Origin of the sequence: Streptomyces sp. 150FB (assembly GCF_000818195.1) — a bacterium.
GTDB lineage: Bacteria > Actinomycetota > Actinomycetes > Streptomycetales > Streptomycetaceae > Streptomyces.
The window spans coordinates 162,373-185,497 of record NZ_JTHL01000001.1 but is presented as its reverse complement, the minus strand read 5'-3'; the positions used below and the strand labels follow the sequence as shown (position 1 = coordinate 185,497).

Below are 23,125 nucleotides of genomic sequence, written 5' to 3'. Positions count from 1 at the left end.
GGGTGCTTGTGGTCGCTCAACACACCACCGAGACCGTGTCCCGGGTCGATGGGACCGATGGCGTCTCCCGCCTCGTGGCCAAGGGCGTCACGGTCGGGTACGGCGGCCGGACCGTCATCGACGATCTCGACGTGGCGATCCCGCCAGGGGTGATCACCACGATCATCGGCCCCAACGGGTGCGGGAAATCAACCCTGTTGCGCACCCTGACGCGGCTGCTCAAACCGGCCAAGGGGTCGGTCGTGCTGGACGGCGAGGACATCGTCAAGCTCAGGACCAGGGACGTGGCGAAGAAGCTCGGACTGCTGCCGCAGGCCCCGGTCGCCCCGGAGGGGCTGACGGTGGCCGACCTGGTCGCCAGGGGGCGCCATCCGCACCAGAGTTGGCTACGGCAGTGGTCGTCGGACGACGCCGACGTCGTGGAGCGCGCGCTGGCCATGACCGGGGTGTCCGAACTGGCCGACCGGCCGGTGGACTCGCTGTCCGGCGGGCAGCGACAGCGCGTCTGGATCTCGATGACCCTGGCTCAGGGCACCGACCTGCTGCTGCTGGACGAGCCGACCACCTACCTGGACCTGGCGCACGCGATCGACGTACTCGACCTGGTGGACGACCTGCACGAGGCGGGATGCACCGTGGTCATGGTGCTGCACGACCTCAATCTGGCGGCGCGTTACAGCGACAACCTCATTGTGATGAGGGACGGGTCGATCCTGGAGCAGGGACATCCGCGTGACGTGATCACCCCTGAGCTGCTGCACCGGGCGTTCGGGCTGCGCGCCGAGGTGATCGACACCCCGGTGGGCGGCGGGCCGCTGATCGTACCGATCGGCCGTACGCACGTCTGAGCGCCGTACGGGCCGGAACCTGGCACGAAAACCTCCAAGTAAGGCTAGGCTAGCCTTACTCATTCAAAGTAAGGTTTGGCTGCCCTTAACAGGGGGTGGCGGGCAGCGCGAAAGCAAGGGATTCCGGATGCTCCTCCTTCGAACGACGCTGGTGAAGCCGTGGCGGCGGGTGGCGGCGATACTGTCCGCCGCGGCCCTCGGTGTCGGCCTGCTGACGGCATGTGGTTCCGACCCGGCGGAGAAGCCGAGCGACAACACCCCGGGTGTCGCCACCGGCGCGTTCCCGGTCACCGTGGAGCACGCGTTCGGATCCACGACGATCCCCAAGGCTCCCCAGCGGGTCGTCACCGTCGGCTACACGGACGACCAGGACGTCCTGGCGCTCGGCGTCAAGCCGGTCGGCATGGTCGACCAGTACCCGAACCCGGCGGGCAAGACCCCCGACATCAACACCCAGTGGCCGTGGGTGAAGGACAAGTGGGGCGGGGCGCGTCCCGAGGTCATCATGAACAACGGCGACTCGGGCCCCAACTACGAGAAGATCGCCGCCCTTCGGCCGGACCTCATCATCGCGGTCTACTCGGAGATCGACCAGGACGCCTACGACAAACTCTCCAAGATCGCCCCGACGGTGGGCCGTACCAAGGGCGAGAAGGAACCGTTCAGCGCGCCGTGGCAGCAGAACGCGGTCCACATCGCCAAGGCGCTCGGCAAGGCGGACGAGGGTGCCAAGCTGGTCCAGGGCATCCAGGACAAGCTCGACGCGGCTCGTAAGGCGCACCCGGAGTTCGCGAAGCAGACCGCCGTCGCGCTGTCCTGGTACAAGGATTCGGTCGCGCCCTTCACCACAACCGATGTGCGTGGACGGCTGTTGACAGGCATCGGCTACAAGGGGGCGACGGGGATCGACAAGATCGCGGGTGGCGAGTTCTCCACCGTGCTGTCCCCCGAGCGCATGGACCTGGTCGACGTCGACCACATCTTCGTCATCAACGACAAGGCGGACCAAGAGGCGTTGAAGAAGTTCGCGCTGTTCACCAACCTGTCGGCGGTCAAGGACGGGAAGGTGACGTATCTGCTGGACAGCGAGGGCCCGGCGGTCGGCGCTGCCATGTCCCAGAGCACCCTGCTGTCCTTGCCGTACGCGATCGACGAACTCGTCAAGTCGGTCGACTAGAGATGGCCGGTCGACTGGAGATGACGGTCAACCTGTCGCGCCCCCGGCTCGACATGGCCCGCGTATGAGCGCCACCGACACGCGCGTCCCGCCGGCGACCTTGCGCGCGGCGACCGGGGGTGAGGCCACCCGGTGGGTGGTGGCGCACTGCCGGGCGGCGCCGCGGCTGACGGCCGCCACCGTACTCAGTACGGTGGCGGGCGCGGCGCTCCAGGTGGTCCCGGTGCTCCTGCTCGGCCGGGTGGTCGACGGGGTGGCCGAGGGCGGATCGCGCTCGGTCCTGGTCACGATCGGGGTGTTGCTGGGGGCCGCCGCGCTGCTCGGCGCCGCGGCCACCGCGGCGTCGACGTACCTGATCGGACGGCTGGGCGCCGAACTGCTCGCGCGGCTGCGGGAAGGCGCAGTCCGGGCGGTGCTCGGGATGCCGAGCGCCCGGATCGAGCAGGTCGGCAGGGGCGATGTGCTGTCCCGGGTCGGGGACGATGTGGCAGTGCTGTCCAACGGTATCCGGACGGCCATCCCCACGGTGTTCTCGGCCGGGCTGCTGGTCGTCATAGCGACGGCCGGCATGTTCGGGCTGGACTGGCGGCTCGGCCTGGCGGGCGCCGGCGCGCTGCCCGCGTACGCCCTGGCCCTGCGCTGGTACCTCCCCCGGTCCGCCCCGCTCTACCGCAAGCAACGCGCCGCTCAGGCGGACCGCGCACAGGCGTTGATCAGCGGTCTGAACGGAATCGACACGGTCCGGGCGTACCGCCTTGAGGGCGCCGTCCGCGAGACGGTCACCCGTGAGTCGTGGCGGGTGCGCGATCTCGGCATCGAGGTGTTCCGGTTCTTCGGCCGGTTCGTCGGCAGGGAGAACCGCGCGGAGTTCATCGGGCTCGTCCTGATCCTCGTGGTGGGGTACGCCCTGTTGGAGACCGGTTCCGCCAGTCTGGGCGAGGTGTCGGCGGCGCCGCTGATGTTCCACCGGCTGTTCACCCCGCTGGGCGCCATCATGTTCACCTTCGACGAGGCGCAGAAGTCGGGCGCGAGCCTGGTCCGCCTCGTCGGGGTACTGGGGGAACCTGCCGAGGACCGGTTGGTGGGCGACAGGTCCGTTACGGCGGCGGACACCGCGCCGTACCCGGTGACCGTGGAGGGGCTGACGTTCAGCTATCCCGACACCGAGGAACCGGTCCTCCGGGACGTCGACTTGACCATTCCGGCGGGTGGTTCGCTCGCCCTGGTGGGGGCGACGGGTGCGGGCAAGTCGACCCTGGCCGCCCTGATCGCCGGCATCGGGACCCCGGGGGCCGGCTCGGTACGCGTCGGCCCGAACGACCTCGCCGATCTGGACGAGGCGGGGGCGCGCGCCCTGGTGAGCATTCTGACGCAGGAGACGCACATCTTCTCCGGCGCGCTCGCCGACGACCTGCGGCTCGCCGCGCCGGAAGCGACCGACGCCCGGCTGATGGACGCTCTGCGTACGGTCGGCGCCGACCGGTGGGTCGACGCGCTGCCTGAGGGCCTGAACACCCTGGTCGGCGAGGGCGGCGAGCGCCTGGACGGCACCAAGGTGGCCCAAGTCGCGCTGGCCAGGCTGGTGTTGAGCCGGTCGCCGGTGGTGGTGCTCGACGAGTCGACGGCTGAGGCGGGCAGCGAGGGCGCCGCCGAGCTGGAGCGGGCCGTGCTGGCCGCGTGCGCGGGCCGGACCACGCTGTTCGTGGCACACCGGCTGACCCAGGCGATGGCGGCGGACCGGATCGCCGTGCTGGAGGAGGGGCGCGTGGTGGAGCGGGGGACACACGAGGAGTTGGTGGCTCTGGGCGGCCGGTACGCGCGATTGTGGCGGGCCTGGCGTGAGGGTAGTTAGGTAATCCTAAGTTAGGTTAGGCTAACTTTCATGCCTTGGAAGGGATGCTGAGTCTTCGATGATGGAACCGAGCGCTCGTCTCGTGCTGCTTTCTCCCGCGCGTCTGGCCGACATACGCCGGCGGACCGGTGACTACTCCGACCGGACCATCGCCGCAGCGTGCGCCATCGGGCTGTCGTACTGGGCGACCGGCCGGAGTCCCGACGGCATGGACCTCGCCCCGGGCACGCTGTTCACCGACGTCCTCGGATGGGTCGACAACGGCGGCGGCGGGTACGGCAGTTGGGAAGCCGGTACGTGCGGCCCGGACGAGGGCCGGAGCATCGCCGTCCCCGAAGGTGTCGACCCGGCCGAGGCGCAACTCGCCCTGGACGACCTGGCAGACTTCCCCGACCGGACCCTCGGCACCATCGGTCCGTCCAGCGCCGCGGCGAGGATCGAGGCCCTGGCCGGGTGGAACGACACCGGGACCGACCGGGTCCGCCCGACCGTCGTGGAGATGTTCCGCGAGCAGGCACGGAACAGGCCGGACGCCGTCGCTGTCGTCGACGAGCACCGCTCGCTGACGTATCGCCAAGTGGCTGACCTCTCCGGCCAGTTGGCCCACCATCTGAGCGAGCTTGGTTTCACCGCCGAACAAGTCGTCGGCATCTCGCTGGGCCGCTCGGCCGAGATGGTGATCGGGCTCCTCGCCGTGCTCCGGGCGGGGTGCGCCTTCGTACCGCTCGATCCGCAGTGGCCCGCAGCGCGCCGGGCCGTCGTCATCGAGGACGCCCGGATCGTGCTCCAGCTCAACGACTCGGGTGAGAGCGACTCCGGTGAACCGGAAGCCGTTGCCGTCGACCTCGGCGACTGGAAATTCGGTTCCTGCCCCGTCGAGGGACCCGAGGTGCGTGTCCCGGGCGCGGCTCTGGCGTACGTGATCTTCACGTCCGGTTCGACCGGGCGGCCCAAGGGCGCGATGATCCGGCACGAAGCGATCAGCGAGCGCCTGCTGTGGCAGGTTGACGAGATCCTGGGCTTCGGCCACGACGACGCTTCGCTGTTCAAGGCGCCGTTGTCGTTCGACATCTCCATCAACGAAATCTTCCTGCCGCTGGTATCCGGCGGCAGGTTGGTGATCCTGCGGCCCGGCGGCGAACGCGACCCGCACCACCTGCTCAGCGTGATCGCCGAGCAGCGCGTCACCTTCACATACCTGGTCTCCTCCATGCTGGACGTACTGCTGGAAATGGCCGGCGACTCCGGGCGCCTCGACAGCCTGCGGCACGTGTGGTGCGGCGGCGAGGTGCTGACCCCGGAGCTGTACGAGCGGTTCCGTACCCGGCTCGACATCCCCCTCTACCACGGCTACGGGCCGGCCGAGACGACGATCGGCGTCTCGCACGTCATCTACCGGGGCGCGGCGGAACGCCTGTCCACATCGATCGGCAAGGCCAACCCCAACACGCAGTTGTACGTACTGGACGACGAACTGCGCCCGGTCCCGGTCGGGGTCGGCGGCGAGCTGTACGCGGGCGGGTTCCTGCTCGGGCGCGGGTACGTCAACGCGCCGGGCCTGACCGCGTCCCGGTTCGTGGCGAACCCGTTCGCCGGGGACGGTTCCCGGCTCTACCGGACCGGTGACCTCGCGCGGTTCGCCCCGGACGGGTCGCTGGACTTCCTCGGCCGGGCCGACAACCAGATCAAGATCCGTGGCATGCGGCTGGAGATCGAGGACGTCGAGGCCGGTCTCGCGGAACACCCCGGGGTACGGCACACCTGCGTCGTCGCGAAGAAGAACACGGCGGGCGGCACGTACCTCGTGGGGTACGTGATCCCGGCGTCCGGGAGCGGGGACCTGCGGGCGGACGAGGTCAAGGCGTGGGCCGCCGAGCACATGGTCGAGTACATGGTGCCCGCCCACTTCGTCGTGATGAAGGAGTTCCCGCTCACCGCCAACGGCAAGCTCGACCGGGGGGCGCTGCCGGAGCCCGCCCTCGGAGCGGGCTCGATCGTCCCGCCCGCCACCGAGAACGAGCACCTGGTGTGCGCGGCGGTCGGGGCGGTGCTGCGGCTTGACGAGGTCGGTGTCGACCAGGACTTCTTCCAGCTCGGCGGAGACAGCATCCTGGCGATCTCGCTGCTGAGCGCGTTGCGGGACGCGGGTCTCCACGTCACGGCACGGCAGATCTTCGGCAACAGCGTGGTGGGGGCGCTGGCAGCGGTGGCGAGCCGGGAGGACGTCTCCACCGTGGACCACCGTGATGTCGCGACCGGTTCCTTCGTGGGATCGCCCGTCGTACGGTGGCTCGGCGAGACCACGGACGCGATCGACGGGTTCGTGCAGTCGGTGGTGCTGAACACCCCGGCGGACCTGACCGCCGACGCCCTCGACGAGATCCTCGCCGCCGTGGTCGGGCGGCACGCCATGCTGCGTGCCCGGCTGGTACGCGGCGAGCGCTGGAGCTTCGACATCCCGGAGGCGGACCAGGCGGACCAGGCGGACCAGGCCCTCACGCGGTGGCAGGAGAGTGACCGTCCGCTCGACGAGTGCGTCGCGCTCGCCGCTGACGGGCTCGACCCGGACAACGGCGTGATGCTGCGCGCGGTGTGGCGCCGCGAGGCACGGCACCTGGTCGTGGTCGTCCATCATGTGGTGATCGACGGTGTGTCCTGGCGGATCCTGATGGAGGACCTGGCCACGGCGTGGCGGCAGTTCGCCTCGCGCGCACCGATCGAACTGCCCCCGGTGGGCACGTCGTTCCGGCGCTGGACACAGTTGCTGGAGCGCGCGGCCTTCGACGCGGACGACGCCTACTTCCGGCGTCCCCTGCCGGGAGCGGACGGACCGGTCGGCAGGCGCGCGCTGTCCGAGGCCGACACCGTCGCGGGGGAGCGGACACGGACCGTCTCGGTCGGTCCGGAGGTTACGGCCGCGCTCCTGGGCGACATTCCGGCGAAGTTCCACGCCCGCGTCAACGACGTACTGCTGACCTCGCTCGCCGTCACCCTTGCCCGGTGGCGCCGCGACCTCGGGCAGGATCAGACCTTCGCGCACATCGAGCTGGAAGGCCACGGCCGCGAGGGAGGGTTCGTGGCGGGGACCGCCGGCTTCGAGCCGGAACTCTCCCGCACCGTGGGCTGGTTCACCACGCTGTTCCCGGTGATCGTGGACCCCGGCACGGCGGCCGATTTCACCGCACCCGAGTATCTGGCCGCCGCGCTCAAGGCGGTCAAGGAAGACCTCGCCCGGGTGCCGGACAACGGGGTTTCCTACGGCGCCCTGCGGTACCTGGCCCAGGCCGAGTTCGACGCATCCGCACCGCAGGTGTTGTTCAACTACCTTGGCCGCTTCGAGGCGGGCGCGTCCGGTGACTGGCAACTCGCACGGACCACTGGGCAGTTGGGGGAGAAGCGCGACCCGAGGATGCGGCTGCCGCGCGCCCTGGAGTTCAACGCGATCGCCGAGCCCGCCACGACCGGTGCGTACGAGCTGGTCACCACCCTCTCCTGGCCCGCCGGGATGTTCACCGACGAGGACATCGCCACTCTCGGCGAGTACTTCCGGATGGCCCTGGCCGGGCTGGCAGGGCTGGCCGCACTCGACCAGGGCGGTCACTCTCCCAGCGACTTCGGCCTGGTGCCGCTCACGCAGGCCGATGTCGACGGCCTCGACGGCCCGGCGCTACGGGACGTCCTGCCGTTGACCCCCTTGCAGGAGGGGCTGTACTTCCACTCGGTCTTCGACGACGACGCGACCGGCAGCTATGTCGAGCAGCAACTGCTCACGCTGGAGGGCGAGGTGGACGCCGACCGGCTGGCGGCGGCCGCCACCCGGCTGCTCACGCTGTTCCCGAACCTGGCCGCGCGGTTCATCGCCCTGGCCGACGGGCGCGTGGTCTCCGTACACGAGCGTGGTGTGGACGCCCCCTTCAGCACGCTGGACCGCCCCGGCATCACCGACGACGAAATCCGCGACCTCGCCGAGCGGGACCGTCGCACCGGGTTCGATCTGGCAGTGGGACCGCTGACGCGGTACACACTCATCCGCGCCGGCGCGGGACGGAACGTCCTGGTGCAGACCGTGCACCACCTCATCGCCGACGGCTGGTCGGTGCCACCGATGCTCCGCGCTCTGCTGGCCGAGTACCACGCGCCGCGGACCGTGTATCCGCTCGGCGGCTTCGGCGACTACGTGAGGTGGCTCGCCGAACGCGACGACGAGGAGAGCGACCGGGTGTGGGGCGGCGAACTCGCCGAGCTGCCCGGCCCCTCGCTGGTCGCCGAGGGGCACACCCCGTCCGACCGGTTCGCCGACACCGCGGTCGAACTCGGTGACGACCGCGCCGAAAGCGCCGACGGCGTCGACACCGCGGACGGTGTCGACGGTCAGGACTTCGACGCGGCCGTCCGGTCGGCGGGCGTGCCCCTGAGCGTGGCCGTACACAGCGCTTGGGCCCTGACGTTGGGCGGCATCCTGCACAGCGAGGACGTGGTGTTCGGGTCCACGGTGTCCGGGCGCGACGCGGACCTGCCCGGCATCGGGGACATGGTGGGCCTGTTCATCAACACGATTCCCGTACGGGCTCGTTGGGCCGACAGCACCACGGCGCGCGACCTGCTCGCCGCGGTGCGCGAACACCAGAGCGCGGTACTGCCGCACCAGCATGTCTCGCTGGCACGGATCGGCCGCCAGGCAGGCGCCGGCCCGCTGTTCGACACTCTGGTGGTGTTCGATGTCGCCACCGACGTGGACGGTCTGCGGCGGCCCGGCGACACGCTCGTCATCACCGACATCGTGAACGAGGGCGCCCCGCACTACCCGTTGACGCTGGTGGTGGAGCGCACACGCGACGCCCGTCCGCGCTTCAACCTGATCTACGACGGCGCACTGCTGCGGGAGTCGAGCGCCCAGGCGATCCTGCGTACGTTCACCCGGACCCTCACCGGCCTGCTCAGCCGGCCGGAGGCCCTGGTCCACGACCTGGCACCCGAGGCCGGCCGGTGTCCCGCGCGCATCGCCCCGACCACCCTGGGCGGGCTGTTCGACGCGGCCGTGACCCGTGACCCGGCGGCCACCGCCGTCACCCAGTGCGGTCTCGACGGTGGTACCAGGTCGCTGAGTTACGGAGAACTGGCGGAGGCCAAGGGCGCGTTGGCCTCGGCCCTGCGCGCGGCCGGTGTCGGGCCGGGCAAGCGGGTCGCCGTGGCCGTCCCGCGCTCCGTGGAGCAGGTCGTCGCCCTGGTCGCGGTCGTCACCGCGGGCGGCGCGTACGTACCGCTGGACGTGGCGTATCCGGACGAACGGCTGGAGTACATCCTCGCCGACGCCGCTCCGCAGGTCGTTCTCGTGGGCCGTGAACAGCGCGAGCGCTTCACCGAACTGCTGGCCCGAGCCGGCGTGTCGGCCCGCGTGCTCGTGCAGGGGGACGAACTGCCTTTGGAAACCGCCGAGTTCGACACTGTCGAGTCCGGGACAACCAGTGCCGAGGCGGCCTGGCACGACCCCGCGTACGTGATCTACACGTCCGGATCGACCGGCAGGCCCAAGGGCGTTGTCGTCCCGCACTCCAGTGTGGTGACGCTGCTCGCGAACACCCGGCCCGGCATGGACTTCGGCCCGCACGACGTGTGGGTCCAATTCCACTCCTTCTCCTTCGACTTCGCGGTCTGGGAGCTGTGGGGCGCGCTGGCGCACGGCGGCGAGCTGCTCGTGCCGGAGTACGGGCTGACCCGCTCCCCGGTGGACTTCCACCGGCTGGTCCGTGAGCGCGGAGTGACGGTGCTCAACCAGACCCCGTCGGCGTTCTACCAGTTCATCGAGGCCGACCGGCATGCCGGCGAACCGGTCACGGCACTGCGCCGGGTCATCTTCGGAGGCGAGGCGCTGGATCTCGGGCGGCTGCGCGGCTGGGTCGAGCGGCACGGCACCGGGTCACCCGAGCTGGTCAACATGTACGGCATCACCGAGACCACCGTCCACGTCACCCACCGGGTGCTGACCGACGAGGACTTCGGCCTCGGCGACGACATCAGCCCGATCGGCGGTCCGATTCCCGGCCTGGTCACCTATGTGCTCGACGACCGGCTCCGGCCGGTGCCGCCGGGCCGCGTGGGCGCCATCTATGTCGCAGGCGACCAGGTGGCGCTCGGTTACCTGGGCAGGCCGGGGCTCACCGCCGGCCGGTTCGTCGCGAACCCGTTCGCCCGCGACGGCTCCCGCATGTACCACACGGGCGATCTCGCTCGCCGTACGCTCGACGGCGAGCTGGAGTTCGCCGGCCGTGCCGACGACCAGGTGCAGCTCAAGGGCTTCCGTATCGAACTCGGTGAAGTGGAGTCAGCCGTCAGGGAGTTCGACGGTGTGACCGATGTGGCGGTCACCGTGGCGGACAGCGGAGACCACCTCGTCGCACACGTCGTGGGCCGGGTGCCCGGTGATTTCACCGACCTGCTGACCACGAAGCTGCCCCCGCACATGGTGCCGGGCCGGGTGCTGCCGGTCGATGCCCTGCCGCTCACGGTCAACGGCAAGTTGGACCGCAAGGCCCTGACCGAGCGTGCCGCCGCACAGGACAACACCCCGGTGGCCGCGAGTGGTTCCGCACTCGCCACACTCGTCGGCATCTTCGCCGAGACGCTGCCCGGCTCCGCAGCGGACGGCGACACCGACTTCTTCATGGCCGGGGGCGACAGCATCGTCGCCATCACCCTGATCAACCGTGCCAGGGCGCTCGGCCTGCCCGTCGCGCCCCGCGACGTGTTCCTGTTCCGGACACCGCGCGCGCTCGCCGAGCACCTGGGGACGCGTACACCGGGGGCCGGGCCGTCCGTCTCCTCCCACCGCGAGGACGGCCCGCTGCCACCGACGCCGATCATCCTGCGCCAGCGGGAACTGGGCGGATCGCTCGCCCGGTTCGCTCAGGCCAGGACGCTGGTGGCGCCCGAGGGCAGCGGATTCGCCGACGCCGAGCGCGCCGCGAACGCCGTTGTGGCCGCCCACCCGGTGCTCCGGCTGCGGCTGCGCGTCGAGCACGGCGCCTGGGCACTGCGTACCGAACCCGCCCGCGAGGTCCCCGTCGTACGGAAAGAAGGGACGGATGCGACGACCGCGGCGAACGAGGCCGCAGGCCGGCTCGATCCCGAGTCCGGCGAAGTCATCGCGTTCGCCTGGCTCGAGGCGAGCCGAACCCTGGTGGTCACCGTGCACCACCTCGCCGTCGACTCGGTGTCCTGGCTGATCCTCCTCGACGACCTGGCCACCGCCATGAGCGGGGCGGCCCTGCCGCCGCCTACCTCGTCCTACGCCGAATACGCCGAAGCCCTGGTGGCGCGGTCCACCCAGGTGCTCGACGACCTCGGGCACTGGGTCACCACGCTCCAGGCGCCCGCGCTGCTGAGCACAGTGGAAGGATCCCGCGAGCGAACGGTTGTGCTCGCGCCCGACGTGAGCGACCGCGTGACGCGTACCGCGCCCGCCGTACTCGGCGTGGGTCTCACCGAGTTGCTGTGCGGCGCACTGCGCACCGCGCTGACGTGCGTACAGCCGTCACCCACCGATCTCGCGATCGAGCTGGAGCGGCACGGCCGGGTCCCCGCCCTGGAACACCACGACTACACCCGTACGGTCGGCTGGTTCACCTCCATCGCGCCCGTACGGCTCACCGCACACACCGACCCTGTCGCCGCGGCGCACGAGATCGCCGCACGCCAGCCGGACGAAGGCGGGCACGTCGCCTACGGCCGGCTCAGGTACCTCAACCCGCAGACGGCCCCGCTGCTGACAGCCCGCCCGCAGGTCCTCTTCAACTACCTCGGCCGGGGCGGCGAGTCCCAGGCGCCGCAGCTCACCGCCGGCGATCAGACCGGCCCGTACGCCGTCGAGGTCAACGCGTGGACCGACGACGCCACCGGGAGCCTGAACGCGGCGTTCACCCTCACCGAGGGCATCCCCGACGAGATCACCGAGCACTGGCGCGACGCCCTGGAGCGCGTCGCGGACGCCTCGGCGACGGCCGAGCGTACGGCGCCCGTCACCCCGCTCCAGCGCGGCCTGTTCTTCCAGGCCCAGATGGCGGGCTCGGCCGGACACTACGTCGCGCAGAGCTACTTCACCTTCGACCGGTGTCTGGACACCGACGCGCTGGCCGAGGCGATGGCCTACGTGATCGGGCGCCACCCGGTCGTCGGCGCCGGCTTCACCACCGACGACGACGGAAACCCGGTCCAGGTGCTGAAGGCGGGCCGGCGGGTCGGTGTCCGTACGGTCCGTCTGTCGGCGGAGACGGAGATCGAGGCCCTGCGCGACCAGGACCGCGACACGGGATTCGACCCGGGTGAGCCGCCGCTGATCCGGTTGACCGTCGTACGGCTGCCCGACGACCGGGACGGCCTGCTGCTGAGCTACCACCTGCTGCTGTGGGACGGCTGGTCCCGCGAGATCCTGCTCCGGGACCTGTTCGGCGCCTACCAGGCCGTCGTCGCCGGCGAGCCGCTCGACGCGGCCCCGGCCACGCCGAGCTTCGAGGACTACGCCCGGACGCTCGACGCCAAGGACCCGGCCGTATCGGAACGCTTCTGGGCGGAGCACCTGGCCGGCCTGCCGGGCCCGACGCTGCTCGCCGGACCGGAGCCGTCCTTCTCGGACGACCTGCCGCGCGCGTTGACGCACACACTCTCCGCCGACCTGTCGGAACGGCTGCGGGAAGCGGCCAGGGTGCACGGCGTCACACTGAACTCCGTACTGACCGGCGCTTTCGGCCTCCTCCTCGGCGCACACACCGGCCGGAGTGACGCCGTGTTCGGTGTGACCGTCTCGGGCCGCGAGGGCGAGGGGCTGTCCGGCATCGTCGGTGTTCTGCTCAACACCGTGCCCATGTGGACGCGGCCACGGCCGGGCGACACGGTCGGCGCGTACCTGTCGGCCGTACAGGCGGCCAGGGTCGAGGCGATGGAGCACGAGCACCTGGGGCTCGGCGAGATCCAGCGGGCCAGTGGGCACAACACCCTCTTCGACAACCTGTTCGTGCTCCAGAACTTCCTGGACATGGACGCGTTCGCCGAGATGAACGCCCAGCACGGCATCGAGTCGGTGCGCGCCGACGACTCCACGCACTACCCCTTCACCTGGGTCGTCACGCCCGGCGAGCGGCTCACGGTCAAGCTGGAGCACCGGGACGAGAACACCGGGAACGCCCGTCGTCTCCTCGACGACTACCTGCGGGTCCTCGACGAGCTGACCCGGTCGGCCGGACCGGTGGGCGCGCTACGGGGGTTGGGACCGGAACCCGAGCCCGCCGGACGTACGGACATCGGCACGGACACCGTCGTCGACCGGTTCGACCGGGCGGCGGACCGGGACCCCGGGCGGGTCGCGCTCGTCGCCCACGGCGCGACCATGACCTTCGCCCAACTCCGCGACCGCAGCAGGGCGGTGGCGGGGGTGCTCGCCCTGCGGGGCATCGGACCCGAGACGACCGTGGGTCTCGCGATCCCGCGCTCCCTCGACTCGATCGTGGCGCTGTTCGCCGTACTGCGCGTCGGCGCAGCGTATGTGCCACTGGAGCTGGACCACCCGGACGAGCGGATCGCCGCGATCGTCGCTGACGCCCGCCCGGAGCTGATCCTCACCGTGAGCGCCGTGTCGCACCGGCTGACCGGCGAGCTGATCGAGCTGGACCGGCCGCTGCCCGAGGCCGAGCCGTGTGCGACGTTCGCGCCGGACGACCCGGACCGCCTGCGGCACCCCGCGTACACGATCTACACCTCCGGATCGACCGGGAAGCCCAAGGGCGTGGTGACCGAGTACGCCGGGCTCACCAACATGCTCATCAACCATCAGCGCCGGATCTTCGAGCCGGTCCTCGCCGAGCACGGCCACCGGGTCCTCCGGATAGCGCACACCGTGTCGTTCGCGTTCGACATGTCGTGGGAGGAGCTGCTGTGGCTGGCCGACGGCCACGAAGTGCACATCTGCGACGAGGAACTGCGCCGCGACGCGCCCCGGTTGGTCGAGTACTGCCTTGAGCACGGGATCGACGTCATCAACGTGACGCCGACCTACGCGCAGCAGTTGGTGGCCGAGGGACTGCTCGACGATCCGGGGCGGCGGCCGGCGCTGGTCCTGCTGGGTGGCGAGGCCGTCACACCGGCGTTGTGGCGGCGCCTCGCCGAGAGTAAGGGGACGGTCGGCTACAACCTGTACGGGCCCACCGAGTGCACCATCAACACCCTTGGCGTCGGCACCTTCGACTGCCAGGACCCCGTGGTGGGCGTGGCGATCGACAACACCGATGTGTACGTGCTGGACCCGTGGCTGCGGCCGCTGCCGGACGGCGTACCCGGCGAGCTGTACGTGTCGGGCATCGGCATCGCGCGCGGCTATCTCGGGCAGCCCGCCCACACCGCGCACCGCTTCGTCGCCTGCCCGTTCGGCGCATCCGGTGAACGCATGTACCGCACGGGCGACCTGGTGGTCCGGCGGCCCGACGGGAACCTGACGTACCTGGGCCGCACCGACCAACAGGTCAAGATCCGGGGGCACCGGGTCGAACTCGGCGAGGTCGAGGCCGTGTTCGCGGCTCACCCTGCCGTACGGTTCGTCGCCGCGGTCGCCCAGCCCGACCCGGGGGTCGACGGCGCGTACCGGCTGGCCGCCTATCTCGTGCTGGACGGCGCAGACTTGGCGGTGGTCGCCGCCGAAGTGGGCGCCGGGCTGCCGGACTTTCTGCGTCCGACGCACTACGCCCAGGTCGACAGCATCCCGTTGACGGTGAACGGGAAGGCCGACACCAAGGCGTTGCCGGCGGCCAAGCCGCTGGGCGCGCTGACCACGGCGGGCGAGCGCGGCCCGGAGACCGGGACCGAGACCGCGGTCTGCGAGTTCTTCGCCGAGGCACTGGACCTGGACGACGACGAACTGAGCGCGGTGAGTGACTTCGTGTCCCTCGGCGGGCACTCCATGGTGGCGGTGCGGCTGATCGGGCTGCTCCGCCGCGCGTACGGTCCTGTGATCACGATCCGTGATCTGTTCACCCTGCGAACCCCGGAAGCGATTGCCCGTCACCTTGATGACCACTCCTGACACGCAGCGGCCCCGCCCGGGGTCCGACATCCTCCGGACCGCTCTGCGCCGCAACGTCGGCGCGATGACGGCGGGCACCGTACTCATGGGCATGTACCAGGCGGCCGAGACCGCCTTCCCCATCGCGCTCGGCCTGATCGTCGAACACACGATGCAGCACCGAAGCCTCGGCGCGCTCGCCCTGTCGATCGCCGCTCTGGCCGTGATCATCACGACGGTGTCGCTGTCGTGGCGGTTCGGGATGCGGGTCCTGCAGAAGGCCAACACGACCGAGGCGCACCGGTGGCGGGTGCGGGTGGCGGCCTGCGGACTCCAGCCGGTGGCCAGGGACGTCGACCTGAAGTCCGGCGAAGTGCTGACCATCGCCACCGAGGACGCCGATCAGACCGCCGACATCATCGAGGTGGTGCCGCTGCTGATCAGCTCGCTGGTCGCGGTGCTGGTCGCCGCTGTCGCGCTGGGCCTGGCCGACGTCCGGCTCGGCCTACTGGTGATCGTGGGAACCGTCGCGATCCTGTCGGTCCTGGCCGTCATGTCCAGGCGGATCGGCGCCAGTACCCGCGAACAGCAGGCGCGGGTGGCGCGGGCGGGCGCGAAGGTCGCCGACCTGATCACCGGCCTGCGCCCGCTGCACGGCTTCGGCGGCAACAGCGCGGCGTTCCTGTCGTACCGGAAGGTCAGCGCGGAGGCGAAGCACCAGGCCGTCACGGTCGCCAAGGTGAACGGCGCGTACGCGGGCACCGCGCTCGCCCTCAACGCGGTCCTCGCCGCCGCCGTGACCCTGACAGCCGGCTGGCTGGCGTTCGGCGGCCGGATCAATGTCGGAGAGCTTGTGATGGCCGTGGGCCTCGCGCAGTTCATCATGGAACCGCTCAAGATGTTCTCGGAGATGCCCAAGTACGTGATGATCGCGCGCGCTTCGGCCGAGCGGATGGCACTCGTACTGACCGCGCCGCCGCTGACAACGCTGGGGGAGGAGCGCCCGGCCGCCGGCGGAGACCTCGAGGTGGACTGCGTACGGTACGGGGCCCTGCGCGAGCTCAAGTTCGAGGTGGGCGCCGGTGAGTTCGTGGCGATCGCCGTCTACCAGCCGCGCGCGGCGGCCGACCTCGCCTCGATCCTGGCCGTCAATGTGCCACCCGGCGCGTTCGAGGGAACGGTGCGTGTCAGCGGGGAGGCGATCACGGACCTGTCGATCGAGGCGGTCCGCGAGCACATGCTGGTCAACCCGTACGACGGGGAGATCTTCGCCGGCACCCTCCGTACGAACATCGACCCGTCGGGCACCAGCCGACTGGTCCCCGAGGCTGTCGAGGCGTCCATGCTGACCGACGTGGTCGCCCTTCACCGCGAAGGACTCGACTACGGCGTGCGCGACCGGGGCGCCAACCTTTCCGGAGGGCAGCGCCAACGGCTGTCCCTGGCACGTGCGTTGGCCGTCGACAGCGACGTGCTGGTCCTTCGCGACCCCACGACGGCGGTCGACGCGGTCACCGAACAGCTCATCGCGCGCAATGTCGCGAAGCTGCGCCGGGGGCGTACCACCCTGGTGATCACCAGCAGCCCGGCTCTCCTGGACGCCGCCGACCGTGTTCTCGTCCTGGACGACGGTGTCATCACCGCCGAGGACACCCACCGTAACCTCCTGGCCTCGGACGAGGACTACTGCCGGGCGGTGGCGCGGTGACCCGCCGGCCGGCAGTGGCGCGGTGACCTGGCTGTGTGCTCAGGCGAGCGCCCAGGCGACATCCCGGAGCAGGGCGCCCCGCCAGCCCGCCCGGTCGTGGCCCGATGCCGACCGTGAGATACGTACGGTCGCACCGGCCTGTTCGGCCAGCGTCTCGACCTGCTCGCAGTGCGGCAGCATCGGCGTCTCGTGTTCCCCCACGTCGAAGGCGCACCGCAGCCCGGACAGGTCGGGAGCCTCCCGCAGGCGCGCGGCGGTCGCGCCGCCGACCGGGCCGCTCAGGGGATCCGCCAGGTCCAGGGCTCCGGGCGTCCACCAGAACGACGGCGACTGGCAGGCGATGCGCGAGACGAGGTGCGGGAACTCCAGCGCGGCGTACATCGCGCTCAGCCCGCCGAGACTCTGACCCGCGACCACCAACCGGTCCAGGTCGGCGGGTACGCCGGATTCCGCGACCAGCGGCAGCAGTTCGTCCTCGACCGCTTCCCACAGTTCGCGCCCGCACCCGAACTCGGCCTCCCTGTCCCTGGCCGGAACGAAGACGAGGGTGACGGCGGGCATCTCGCCACTGGCGACAGCCGAGTCGAACGCGGCCATGGCCGGGTGCAGATACAGCCAGTCGTCGCCGTCGAGCAGCAGGACCACCGGCCCGCCGCCGCCCGCCGGATGGACTCGGACGGTGCGTCGTCCGCCGAGCCGCTCGCTGATCCAGCGGAGCCGGGTACGGGGGAGGGGCAGGACGTCGTCAGCGCCGATGACGGGCCAGTGCGGCTGAGCCGGTGTGTCCGGTGTGGCGGCGACGGACCGGTCACCGCCCGCACCGACCGGGTTGAACGGGTCGGCGTACGCGGCGCCGTCCGCGAGGAGTTGGTAGGTCACCCGCAGGCGCCGGGGCATGCGCACCTCGGCGTACCAGCAGTCCGTGTCACCCCACCGGCGCAGGGGTACGGGCCCCGACCAGCTCTCGAAGTCGATGGTCGCCGGAGACCCGCGCCACAGGAACAAGGTCAGCCAGCCGCCGTCGTCGGCGGGTACCGACACGGGCGTACGCGCCGCCGCCCAGAACGCGTCGGTGCCAGGTTCCCCGGGAAGCCCGAACGCGGCGAAGTCGTTCTCCCCGCCGGCCGCGAGGTCGGTGACGGGATCAGCCATGACCGGCTGGTGAGGCGACCGCCCATGGTCCGGCACCAGTTGCATGAACGTCTCCTTGTGAGAGGGAAGGGGGGAGGCTAAGCTCAATTCGCCTTAGGCAAGGCTAACCTAATGTATCTTCTCTTGATGTTCCCGATCCCGTCGGCAGTGAGAGGACCCTCGAAGCCGGCCTGGACCGGCCTCACACCGACGACCTGACGCACACTCCCGGCGCGGCCGTCACCGGCCCCGTCGGCCCCGAGGAGGCACCGACATGAGCACCAACCCCTTCGACGACCCCGAAGGCCGTTTCCTGGTCCTGGTGAACGACGAGGGGCAGCACTCGCTCTGGCCGTCTTTCGCCGAGGTGCCGGGTGGGTGGACGATTGCCCTCGCCGAGAACACCCGGGAGGCATGCCTGGACTTCATCGAGACCCACTGGACCGATCTGCGCCCCCGATCCCTGGCGGCGCCCACCGACGCCTGACCCCCTGCGGAGGGACACCCCCTGATGCTCTCCACCAGACTGACGAACGCGCGCTTCCTCACCATGGACCCGGACCACCCCGTCGCCCACGACCTGGGCATCTGGCGGGGCCGGATCGTCGGTCTTGACGAGGCCGTGACGACCTTGCCCGCACGCGAGGTGATCGACCTCCAGGGCGCCACCGTACTGCCCGGGTTCATCGACCCCCATGTGCACCTGGCCTGGACGGGGTTCAAGGAGAACACCGTGAGCATCGCGGGCCGGACCCGGATCGACGACGTGCTCGCCGTCGTGGAGGAAGCCGTCAACCAGGAGGCCTCGCCCGGCACATGGGTGAACATGGTCGGCTACGACCAGCGGGCCCTGGGCCGTCACCTGACCGCCGCCGAACTGGACCGGGTCAGCCACGGTCACAAGGTGTTCATACTGCACGAGTCCGGGCACGGCTGCGTCGTCAACTCCGCCGTTCTCGATCTGCTGCCCGCCGGCCTCCGGCACGGGAACGGCTTCCTCGCCGAGGGCGCCATGGGCGCGGCTCGCGCGCTGCGACCGCCGTACTCCCAAAGGGAGTTGGCCGAGGCGATCGGGCGCGCCGCCCGGACCTGTCTGGCCGAGGGCGTCACCGCCTGCGCGGAGGCGGGCATCGGCGGCCGCCTGCTCGGTCACAGCCCGGTCGAGCTGGGCGCCTACCAACTCGCCCTCGAAGAAGGCCTGTTGCCGCTGCGTACGCAGCTCATGGTCTCCGCGGACCAACTGCGACCGGTCGCCGCGCACGAGGCCGACCGCATCGGGCGGGCTTTCGGACTCGGTATGCGCACCGGGTTCGGCGACGACCGTCTCTCCGTGGGCGCGCTGAAGATTTTCACCGACGGCGGCATGATGGCCAGGACCGCCGCACTCAGCAGCCCGTACGAAGGGCTGGACCACGCGGGCCAGTTGCAGGACGACCCGGACGTGCTCGCCGACACGATCGTGGCCGGCCACCTCGCCGGATGGCAGCTCGCCGTCCACGCGATCGGCGACCGCGCGGCGGACCTCGCGCTCGACGCCCTGGAACGGGCCCACCGCCTCCGCCCGCGTCCCGGCGCCCGGCACCGCGTCGAGCACGCCGGCCTGATCCGCCCCGACCAGCTCCCACGCTTCGCACGGCTCGGCGTCAGCGCGGTCGTCCAGCCCAATTTCCTGCGCTACTTCGGCGACGACTACGCGGCGATCATGGGCAAGGAGCGGGCCCCGTGGCTCTACCGCGGCAGGTCCTTCCTGGACCACGGCATCCCCCTCGTCGGCAGCTCCGACCGCCCCGTCACGGATGGATCCCCACTGCGTGCCATCCAGTTCATGGTCGAACGCGCCTCCAGCTCCGGCCAGTTGATCGGCCCGGACGAGGGCATCACCGTGCACGAGGCCCTGCGCGCCTACACGGCCACCGGCGCCTTCGCCTGCCACTGGGAGAGCAACCTGGGAAGCCTCACCCCGGGCAAGCTGGCCGACCTGCTCGTGCTCGGCGACGACCCTCGGCGGGTCGACACCTCGCGCATCGGGGACATCGAGGTGGTGGCGACCTACGTCGGCGGCAGCGAGACCGAAAGGCCGTAGCGAGCCGGGGGGAAGGTGGCGGTCGTCGAGAGAGTGACCCGCCCCGGGGCCGGGCAGGCGGCGTTCCACGGACTTATCCGTGCGTGTAAGGTAAGGCTAACCTAACTTCCACGCGAAGTGGGCGGCGACGAGCCGTCCTTCGATCGTGAGACTGAGGAAGGAAAGCCTTGATCACGGCCACCCCGCACTCCGCCCTGCCGGCGCAGGCGCTCCTCGCGCCGACGTCCTCCGTACGCCCGGCCCGTGAGGGGGACGCCGCGGCGCTCTCCGAACTCTGTCAGCCCTTCGTACGCTCGGGAGCGCTGCGGGAGCGGCCCGCGTCCGTATACGTCACCCGTGTCGCGGACTTCCTTGTGGCAGAGGTCCCGGGAGGCGCCCTTGAGGGCTGCATGGGTCTGCGTGTGCACCCGGCCGGCTCGGGAGAGGGGCGCGGATCCGTGGGCGTTCTGTACAACTTCTGCGTGGCCGGACACAGGCAGGGGCACGGCGTGGGCGCCGCGCTCCTGCGTACTGCGATGTCCGTGGCCCGCGCCCGGTCGCTCGGCGCCCTGTTCACGGCGACGACCGGCGGTGGCGGCCTGTTCCTCCGGTACGGATTCGCGCCCACGACCGCGCGGTTGGCACCTCCGTCCTGGGTCGAGTCCCTGGATCCCCGGCGCAACGCACGGATCCTCGCGAAGATCCTCTGACCGTGGGTTGAGCCGCACGCCGGTTCCCGCCGGCGTCCCACGCGACGACCTGAAGGTCAGGTACCGGACGCCCTTCGCGTGACCACCTGTTCGGCGAACCATCGGAGGGTCTCCCTCGCCATCTCGAGGTCGAAGCGCTCGATGCCGATCAGAAGATTCAGGTGAAGCCCGTCGATCAGCGCGAGAGCGCGGGTGGCCTGCGCCTCGACGTCGTCGGGCGCCACGTGTCCCTGGCCGGCGAGCGTTTCGAGCCACCGTTGGAGTGCCTGCGCGGACGAGCGGTGCCCGCTCTTCAGCAACTCGCTTACCGCCGGGAGGGGTTCGGGGCCCAGGGCGAGCCGGTACAACTCGAACCAGCCGCCCAGTACCGCCCCCTGATGCTCGGACGGAGGCAGGAACTGCAGGAGGCAGTCGTACAGCCGTTGGGCCGGGTCGTGTGTGTCGTCCGCGATGCCCAGGTCGTCGAGAGAGCCGCTGACGAGTGTGACCGCGACCGCTTGGAGCAGCTCGGCCTGGGAGGGGAAGTAGTGGCGCAACGTCGTCGGCCCGATGCCTGCCGCGTTCGCGACCGCCCGCACGCTCAGCATGCCGATGCCTTCGGTTGTCGCCAGCCGTAGGGCCGCTTCGATGATCTCATCCCGTCTGGACATACGCGCATGGTAGTACGCCGTGCTAGGTACGGTGTACTGGTACGCTGTGCCGGTACACCGTACTAATTCCGTGGAGAGAGATCATGATCGCGAATTTTCAACAGTTCGTCGCCGCGTTCCCCGACTGGCTCCAGTGGGTGGCGATCGTGTTGATATCCGCGGTCCCCTTCGTGGAGTCGTACCTGGGGAGCGTGATCGGCATCGTGATCGGGGTGAATCCGGTGGTCGCGACGATCGCCGCCATCGCCGGGAACATCGCCTCGATGCTCGCGGTCGTCCTCGTCGTCGGTGCCGTCCGCAAGCGGGCCGGCCGCCGCGGCGATGGCTCGGTGCCGTCACCGAAGCGGGCGCGCGTCAGGCAGCTCTTCGAGCGGTTCGGTGTGCCGGGTGTCTCGCTCTTCGGGCACCCGACCCAGATCTCGTCCGCGGCCATGATCGGCTTCGGGGCGCCTCGCCGGGCCGTCATCGCTTGGCAGTGCGTGTCGATCACGCTCTGGGGAGCGATCGTCGCCACCCTCGCGACCGTCGGCGAGAGCGCGCTCGCGCACTGACTCCGACACCCGCACCCTCACAGTTCACCGCCCGACGACGAACGGGAAGCACCATGCCGAACGATCACCTGAGCCCTGCCCCTGCCCCCGCGCCCGCACCGGCTGACGTACCACTTGTTGGCCCACTACCCGCTGACGCACCACCGACTGACGTACCGTCGGCGCGCACCATGCAGCGGCCCGGATGGCCCGAGATGGCCCTCGCCGCGGTGACGTACGCCGTACTCCTCGGCGCGGGTATCGCCCTGATCGTCTCGATGTCCGACGAGCATGCGGTCGCCCGGGGGATCGTGAGCTACGCGGTATCAGCGCTGGCCGGCATCGGTGCGTTCGGGGCCGCCGTGGTCATCCGCCGCCGAGACCTCGCGACGTTCGGGCTGCGACGGGTGGCCTGGAAGTGGCTCCTGCTCGGGGCGGGACTCGGGGTCTGCGCATACCTTCTGAACATCGTGGTGGCGTACGCCTATGTCCACATCTCCGGCGATACCAGCAACCCGCAGGGTGACTACCGTGCTGCCGCCGGCGGCGGAGCACTCTCGTTCGCCCTCACGATCCTCTTCGGCGCGATCGCCACTCCGATCGGGGAGGAACTCGTCTTCCGAGGTGTACTGGCCAACGCACTCGGACGCTACGGCCCCTGGGTCGCCGTCATCACCAGTTCCGCGATCTTCGCCCTCGTGCACGGCATGAACATCATTCTGCCCATCGCCTTTGTCGTCGGGGCCACCTCCGCACTCCTGCTCCGCAAGACCGGATCGGTGTGGCCCGGCATATGCGTCCACGCTGTCAACAACGGAATCAGCGTGCTCGTGCCCGCATTGGTGGCACTCTCCGCCACCTGACCCGCGACGGCCGTCGGCCCCTGCGGGACCCGGACGCTGCGGGACCCGGACGCTGTCGACGGCTAGCGGTCGACAGCCCCGGGGACGAGGCCGTCCGCGACCAGGCCCGCAAGTACCGCCTGTCCCAGGGCCTGCACAGCGGACTGGGGGCGGACCATCACGGTGAACTCCTTGACCCGGCCCGCCGCGTCGAACTGGAGCAGGTCCATGCCGTGGATCTGCTTGCCGTCGACGGTGGCCCGGAAGAGCAGGATCGCCGACGGAGCTTCTTCGCCGTCGGTACCGGTCTCGGCCGTGCCCTCCAAGTGTCCGACGTAGCGGAAGTCCTCGAAGGTGCGCAGCAGGACGCCGAAGAGTCCCAGCACCATGGGCTTGCCCTCGAAGGGCGTGAACTTCACGGGGCTGTAGAGGCGGATGTCGTCGGTGAACAGGGCGTCCAGTGCGGCCAGTTCACCCTTCTCCACAGCGGCGCGGAAGCGTTCAGCAGTCTCCATGACCTCTCCAGTACTCAAGGATATGATTAGTCATTTTCTTGAGTATGATGCAGAGG

13 protein-coding genes are annotated in these 23,125 nt (G+C 70.4%); 10 read left to right on the top strand and 3 right to left on the bottom strand.

All coding sequences use genetic code 11. The annotated features are described in order from the left end of the window. Positions 1-8 precede the first annotated feature (8 nt). From QR77_RS00580 to QR77_RS00560, 5 genes are all read left to right on the top strand, one after another. Positions 9-848, top strand: a complete 840-nt coding sequence (locus tag QR77_RS00580; protein WP_040019160.1) for an ABC transporter ATP-binding protein — start codon at positions 9-11, stop codon at positions 846-848. A gap of 127 nt (positions 849-975) precedes the next feature. Further along, positions 976-2,025, top strand: coding sequence for an iron-siderophore ABC transporter substrate-binding protein (locus QR77_RS00575; RefSeq protein WP_040019159.1), 1,050 nt, complete (start codon positions 976-978; stop codon positions 2,023-2,025). Positions 2,026-2,089: 64 nt separating this feature from the next. Next, the gene (locus tag QR77_RS00570) at positions 2,090-3,877 is read left to right on the top strand and encodes an ABC transporter ATP-binding protein (protein ID WP_040019158.1); all 1,788 of its coding nucleotides are present in this window, start codon (positions 2,090-2,092) and stop codon (positions 3,875-3,877) included. Between the two features lie 58 nt (positions 3,878-3,935). Further along, positions 3,936-14,942 (top strand): non-ribosomal peptide synthetase, encoded by an 11,007-nt coding sequence (locus tag QR77_RS00565; protein ID WP_040019157.1) that lies wholly within the window; start codon positions 3,936-3,938, stop codon positions 14,940-14,942. Next, positions 14,929-16,629, top strand: coding sequence for an ABC transporter ATP-binding protein (locus QR77_RS00560; protein ID WP_040019156.1), 1,701 nt, complete (start codon positions 14,929-14,931; stop codon positions 16,627-16,629). Before QR77_RS00565 ends, QR77_RS00560 begins: the two co-directional genes overlap by 14 nt. Positions 16,630-16,668: 39 nt before the next feature. Here the strand turns inward: QR77_RS00560 and QR77_RS00555 are convergent, their stop codons facing one another. Beyond that, positions 16,669-17,781 carry an alpha/beta hydrolase-fold protein gene (locus QR77_RS00555; protein WP_040027016.1) on the bottom strand — a complete coding sequence of 371 codons (1,113 nt, stop codon included), beginning with the start codon at positions 17,779-17,781 and terminating at the stop codon, positions 16,669-16,671. A gap of 253 nt (positions 17,782-18,034) precedes the next feature. Here QR77_RS00555 and QR77_RS00550 point away from each other — a divergent pair, with 253 nt between their 5' ends. The 3 genes from QR77_RS00550 to QR77_RS00540 all read left to right on the top strand — a co-directional run bounded on the left by QR77_RS00550 (position 18,035) and on the right by QR77_RS00540 (position 20,532). After that, on the top strand, positions 18,035-18,247 hold the full coding sequence (locus QR77_RS00550) for an MbtH family protein (protein ID WP_040019155.1): 213 nt from the start codon (positions 18,035-18,037) through the stop codon (positions 18,245-18,247). Between the two features lie 24 nt (positions 18,248-18,271). Continuing rightward, on the top strand, positions 18,272-19,843 hold the full coding sequence (locus QR77_RS00545) for an amidohydrolase (protein ID WP_040019154.1): 1,572 nt from the start codon (positions 18,272-18,274) through the stop codon (positions 19,841-19,843). Positions 19,844-20,013: 170 nt separating this feature from the next. Continuing rightward, positions 20,014-20,532: a GNAT family N-acetyltransferase gene (locus QR77_RS00540; protein ID WP_107069043.1), complete on the top strand. Its 519-nt coding sequence runs from the start codon at positions 20,014-20,016 to the stop codon at positions 20,530-20,532. A 56-nt stretch (positions 20,533-20,588) separates the two neighbouring features. Here QR77_RS00540 and QR77_RS00535 read toward each other — a convergent pair whose 3' ends face one another. Continuing rightward, positions 20,589-21,182: a TetR/AcrR family transcriptional regulator gene (locus QR77_RS00535; RefSeq protein ID WP_040019152.1), complete on the bottom strand. Its 594-nt coding sequence runs from the start codon at positions 21,180-21,182 to the stop codon at positions 20,589-20,591. 83 nt (positions 21,183-21,265) lie between these two features. Here QR77_RS00535 and QR77_RS00530 point away from each other — a divergent pair, with 83 nt between their 5' ends. Beyond that, positions 21,266-21,733, top strand: coding sequence for a hypothetical protein (locus QR77_RS00530; protein ID WP_040019151.1), 468 nt, complete (start codon positions 21,266-21,268; stop codon positions 21,731-21,733). Positions 21,734-21,903: 170 nt separating this feature from the next. Then, positions 21,904-22,575, top strand: a complete 672-nt coding sequence (locus tag QR77_RS00525) for a type II CAAX endopeptidase family protein (protein ID WP_040019150.1) — start codon at positions 21,904-21,906, stop codon at positions 22,573-22,575. Positions 22,576-22,637: 62 nt separating this feature from the next. On the opposite strand, the gene QR77_RS00520 is transcribed toward QR77_RS00525, so the two are convergent. Continuing rightward, entirely contained in the window at positions 22,638-23,069 is a 432-nt protein-coding gene (locus QR77_RS00520) for a nuclear transport factor 2 family protein (protein ID WP_040019149.1), read from the bottom strand. Between the last annotated feature and the right edge of the window lie 56 nt (positions 23,070-23,125).

Excerpts from the sequence above, each read along its gene's own strand:
- QR77_RS00545 (WP_040019154.1), top strand. The coding sequence starts at position 18,272 with ATGCTCTCCACCAGACTGACGAACGCGCGCTTCCTCACCATGGACCCG.
- QR77_RS00525 (WP_040019150.1), top strand. The coding sequence starts at position 21,904 with ATGCAGCGGCCCGGATGGCCCGAGATGGCCCTCGCCGCGGTGACGTAC.
- QR77_RS00575 (WP_040019159.1), top strand. The coding sequence starts at position 976 with ATGCTCCTCCTTCGAACGACGCTGGTGAAGCCGTGGCGGCGGGTGGCG.
- QR77_RS00550 (WP_040019155.1), top strand. The coding sequence starts at position 18,035 with ATGAGCACCAACCCCTTCGACGACCCCGAAGGCCGTTTCCTGGTCCTG.
- QR77_RS00530 (WP_040019151.1), top strand. The coding sequence starts at position 21,266 with ATGATCGCGAATTTTCAACAGTTCGTCGCCGCGTTCCCCGACTGGCTC.
- QR77_RS00555 (WP_040027016.1), bottom strand. The coding sequence starts at position 17,781 with ATGGCTGATCCCGTCACCGACCTCGCGGCCGGCGGGGAGAACGACTTC.
- QR77_RS00560 (WP_040019156.1), top strand. The coding sequence starts at position 14,929 with ATGACCACTCCTGACACGCAGCGGCCCCGCCCGGGGTCCGACATCCTC.
- QR77_RS00565 (WP_040019157.1), top strand. The coding sequence starts at position 3,936 with ATGATGGAACCGAGCGCTCGTCTCGTGCTGCTTTCTCCCGCGCGTCTG.
- QR77_RS00535 (WP_040019152.1), bottom strand. The coding sequence starts at position 21,182 with ATGTCCAGACGGGATGAGATCATCGAAGCGGCCCTACGGCTGGCGACA.
- QR77_RS00570 (WP_040019158.1), top strand. The coding sequence starts at position 2,090 with ATGAGCGCCACCGACACGCGCGTCCCGCCGGCGACCTTGCGCGCGGCG.
- QR77_RS00520 (WP_040019149.1), bottom strand. The coding sequence starts at position 23,069 with ATGGAGACTGCTGAACGCTTCCGCGCCGCTGTGGAGAAGGGTGAACTG.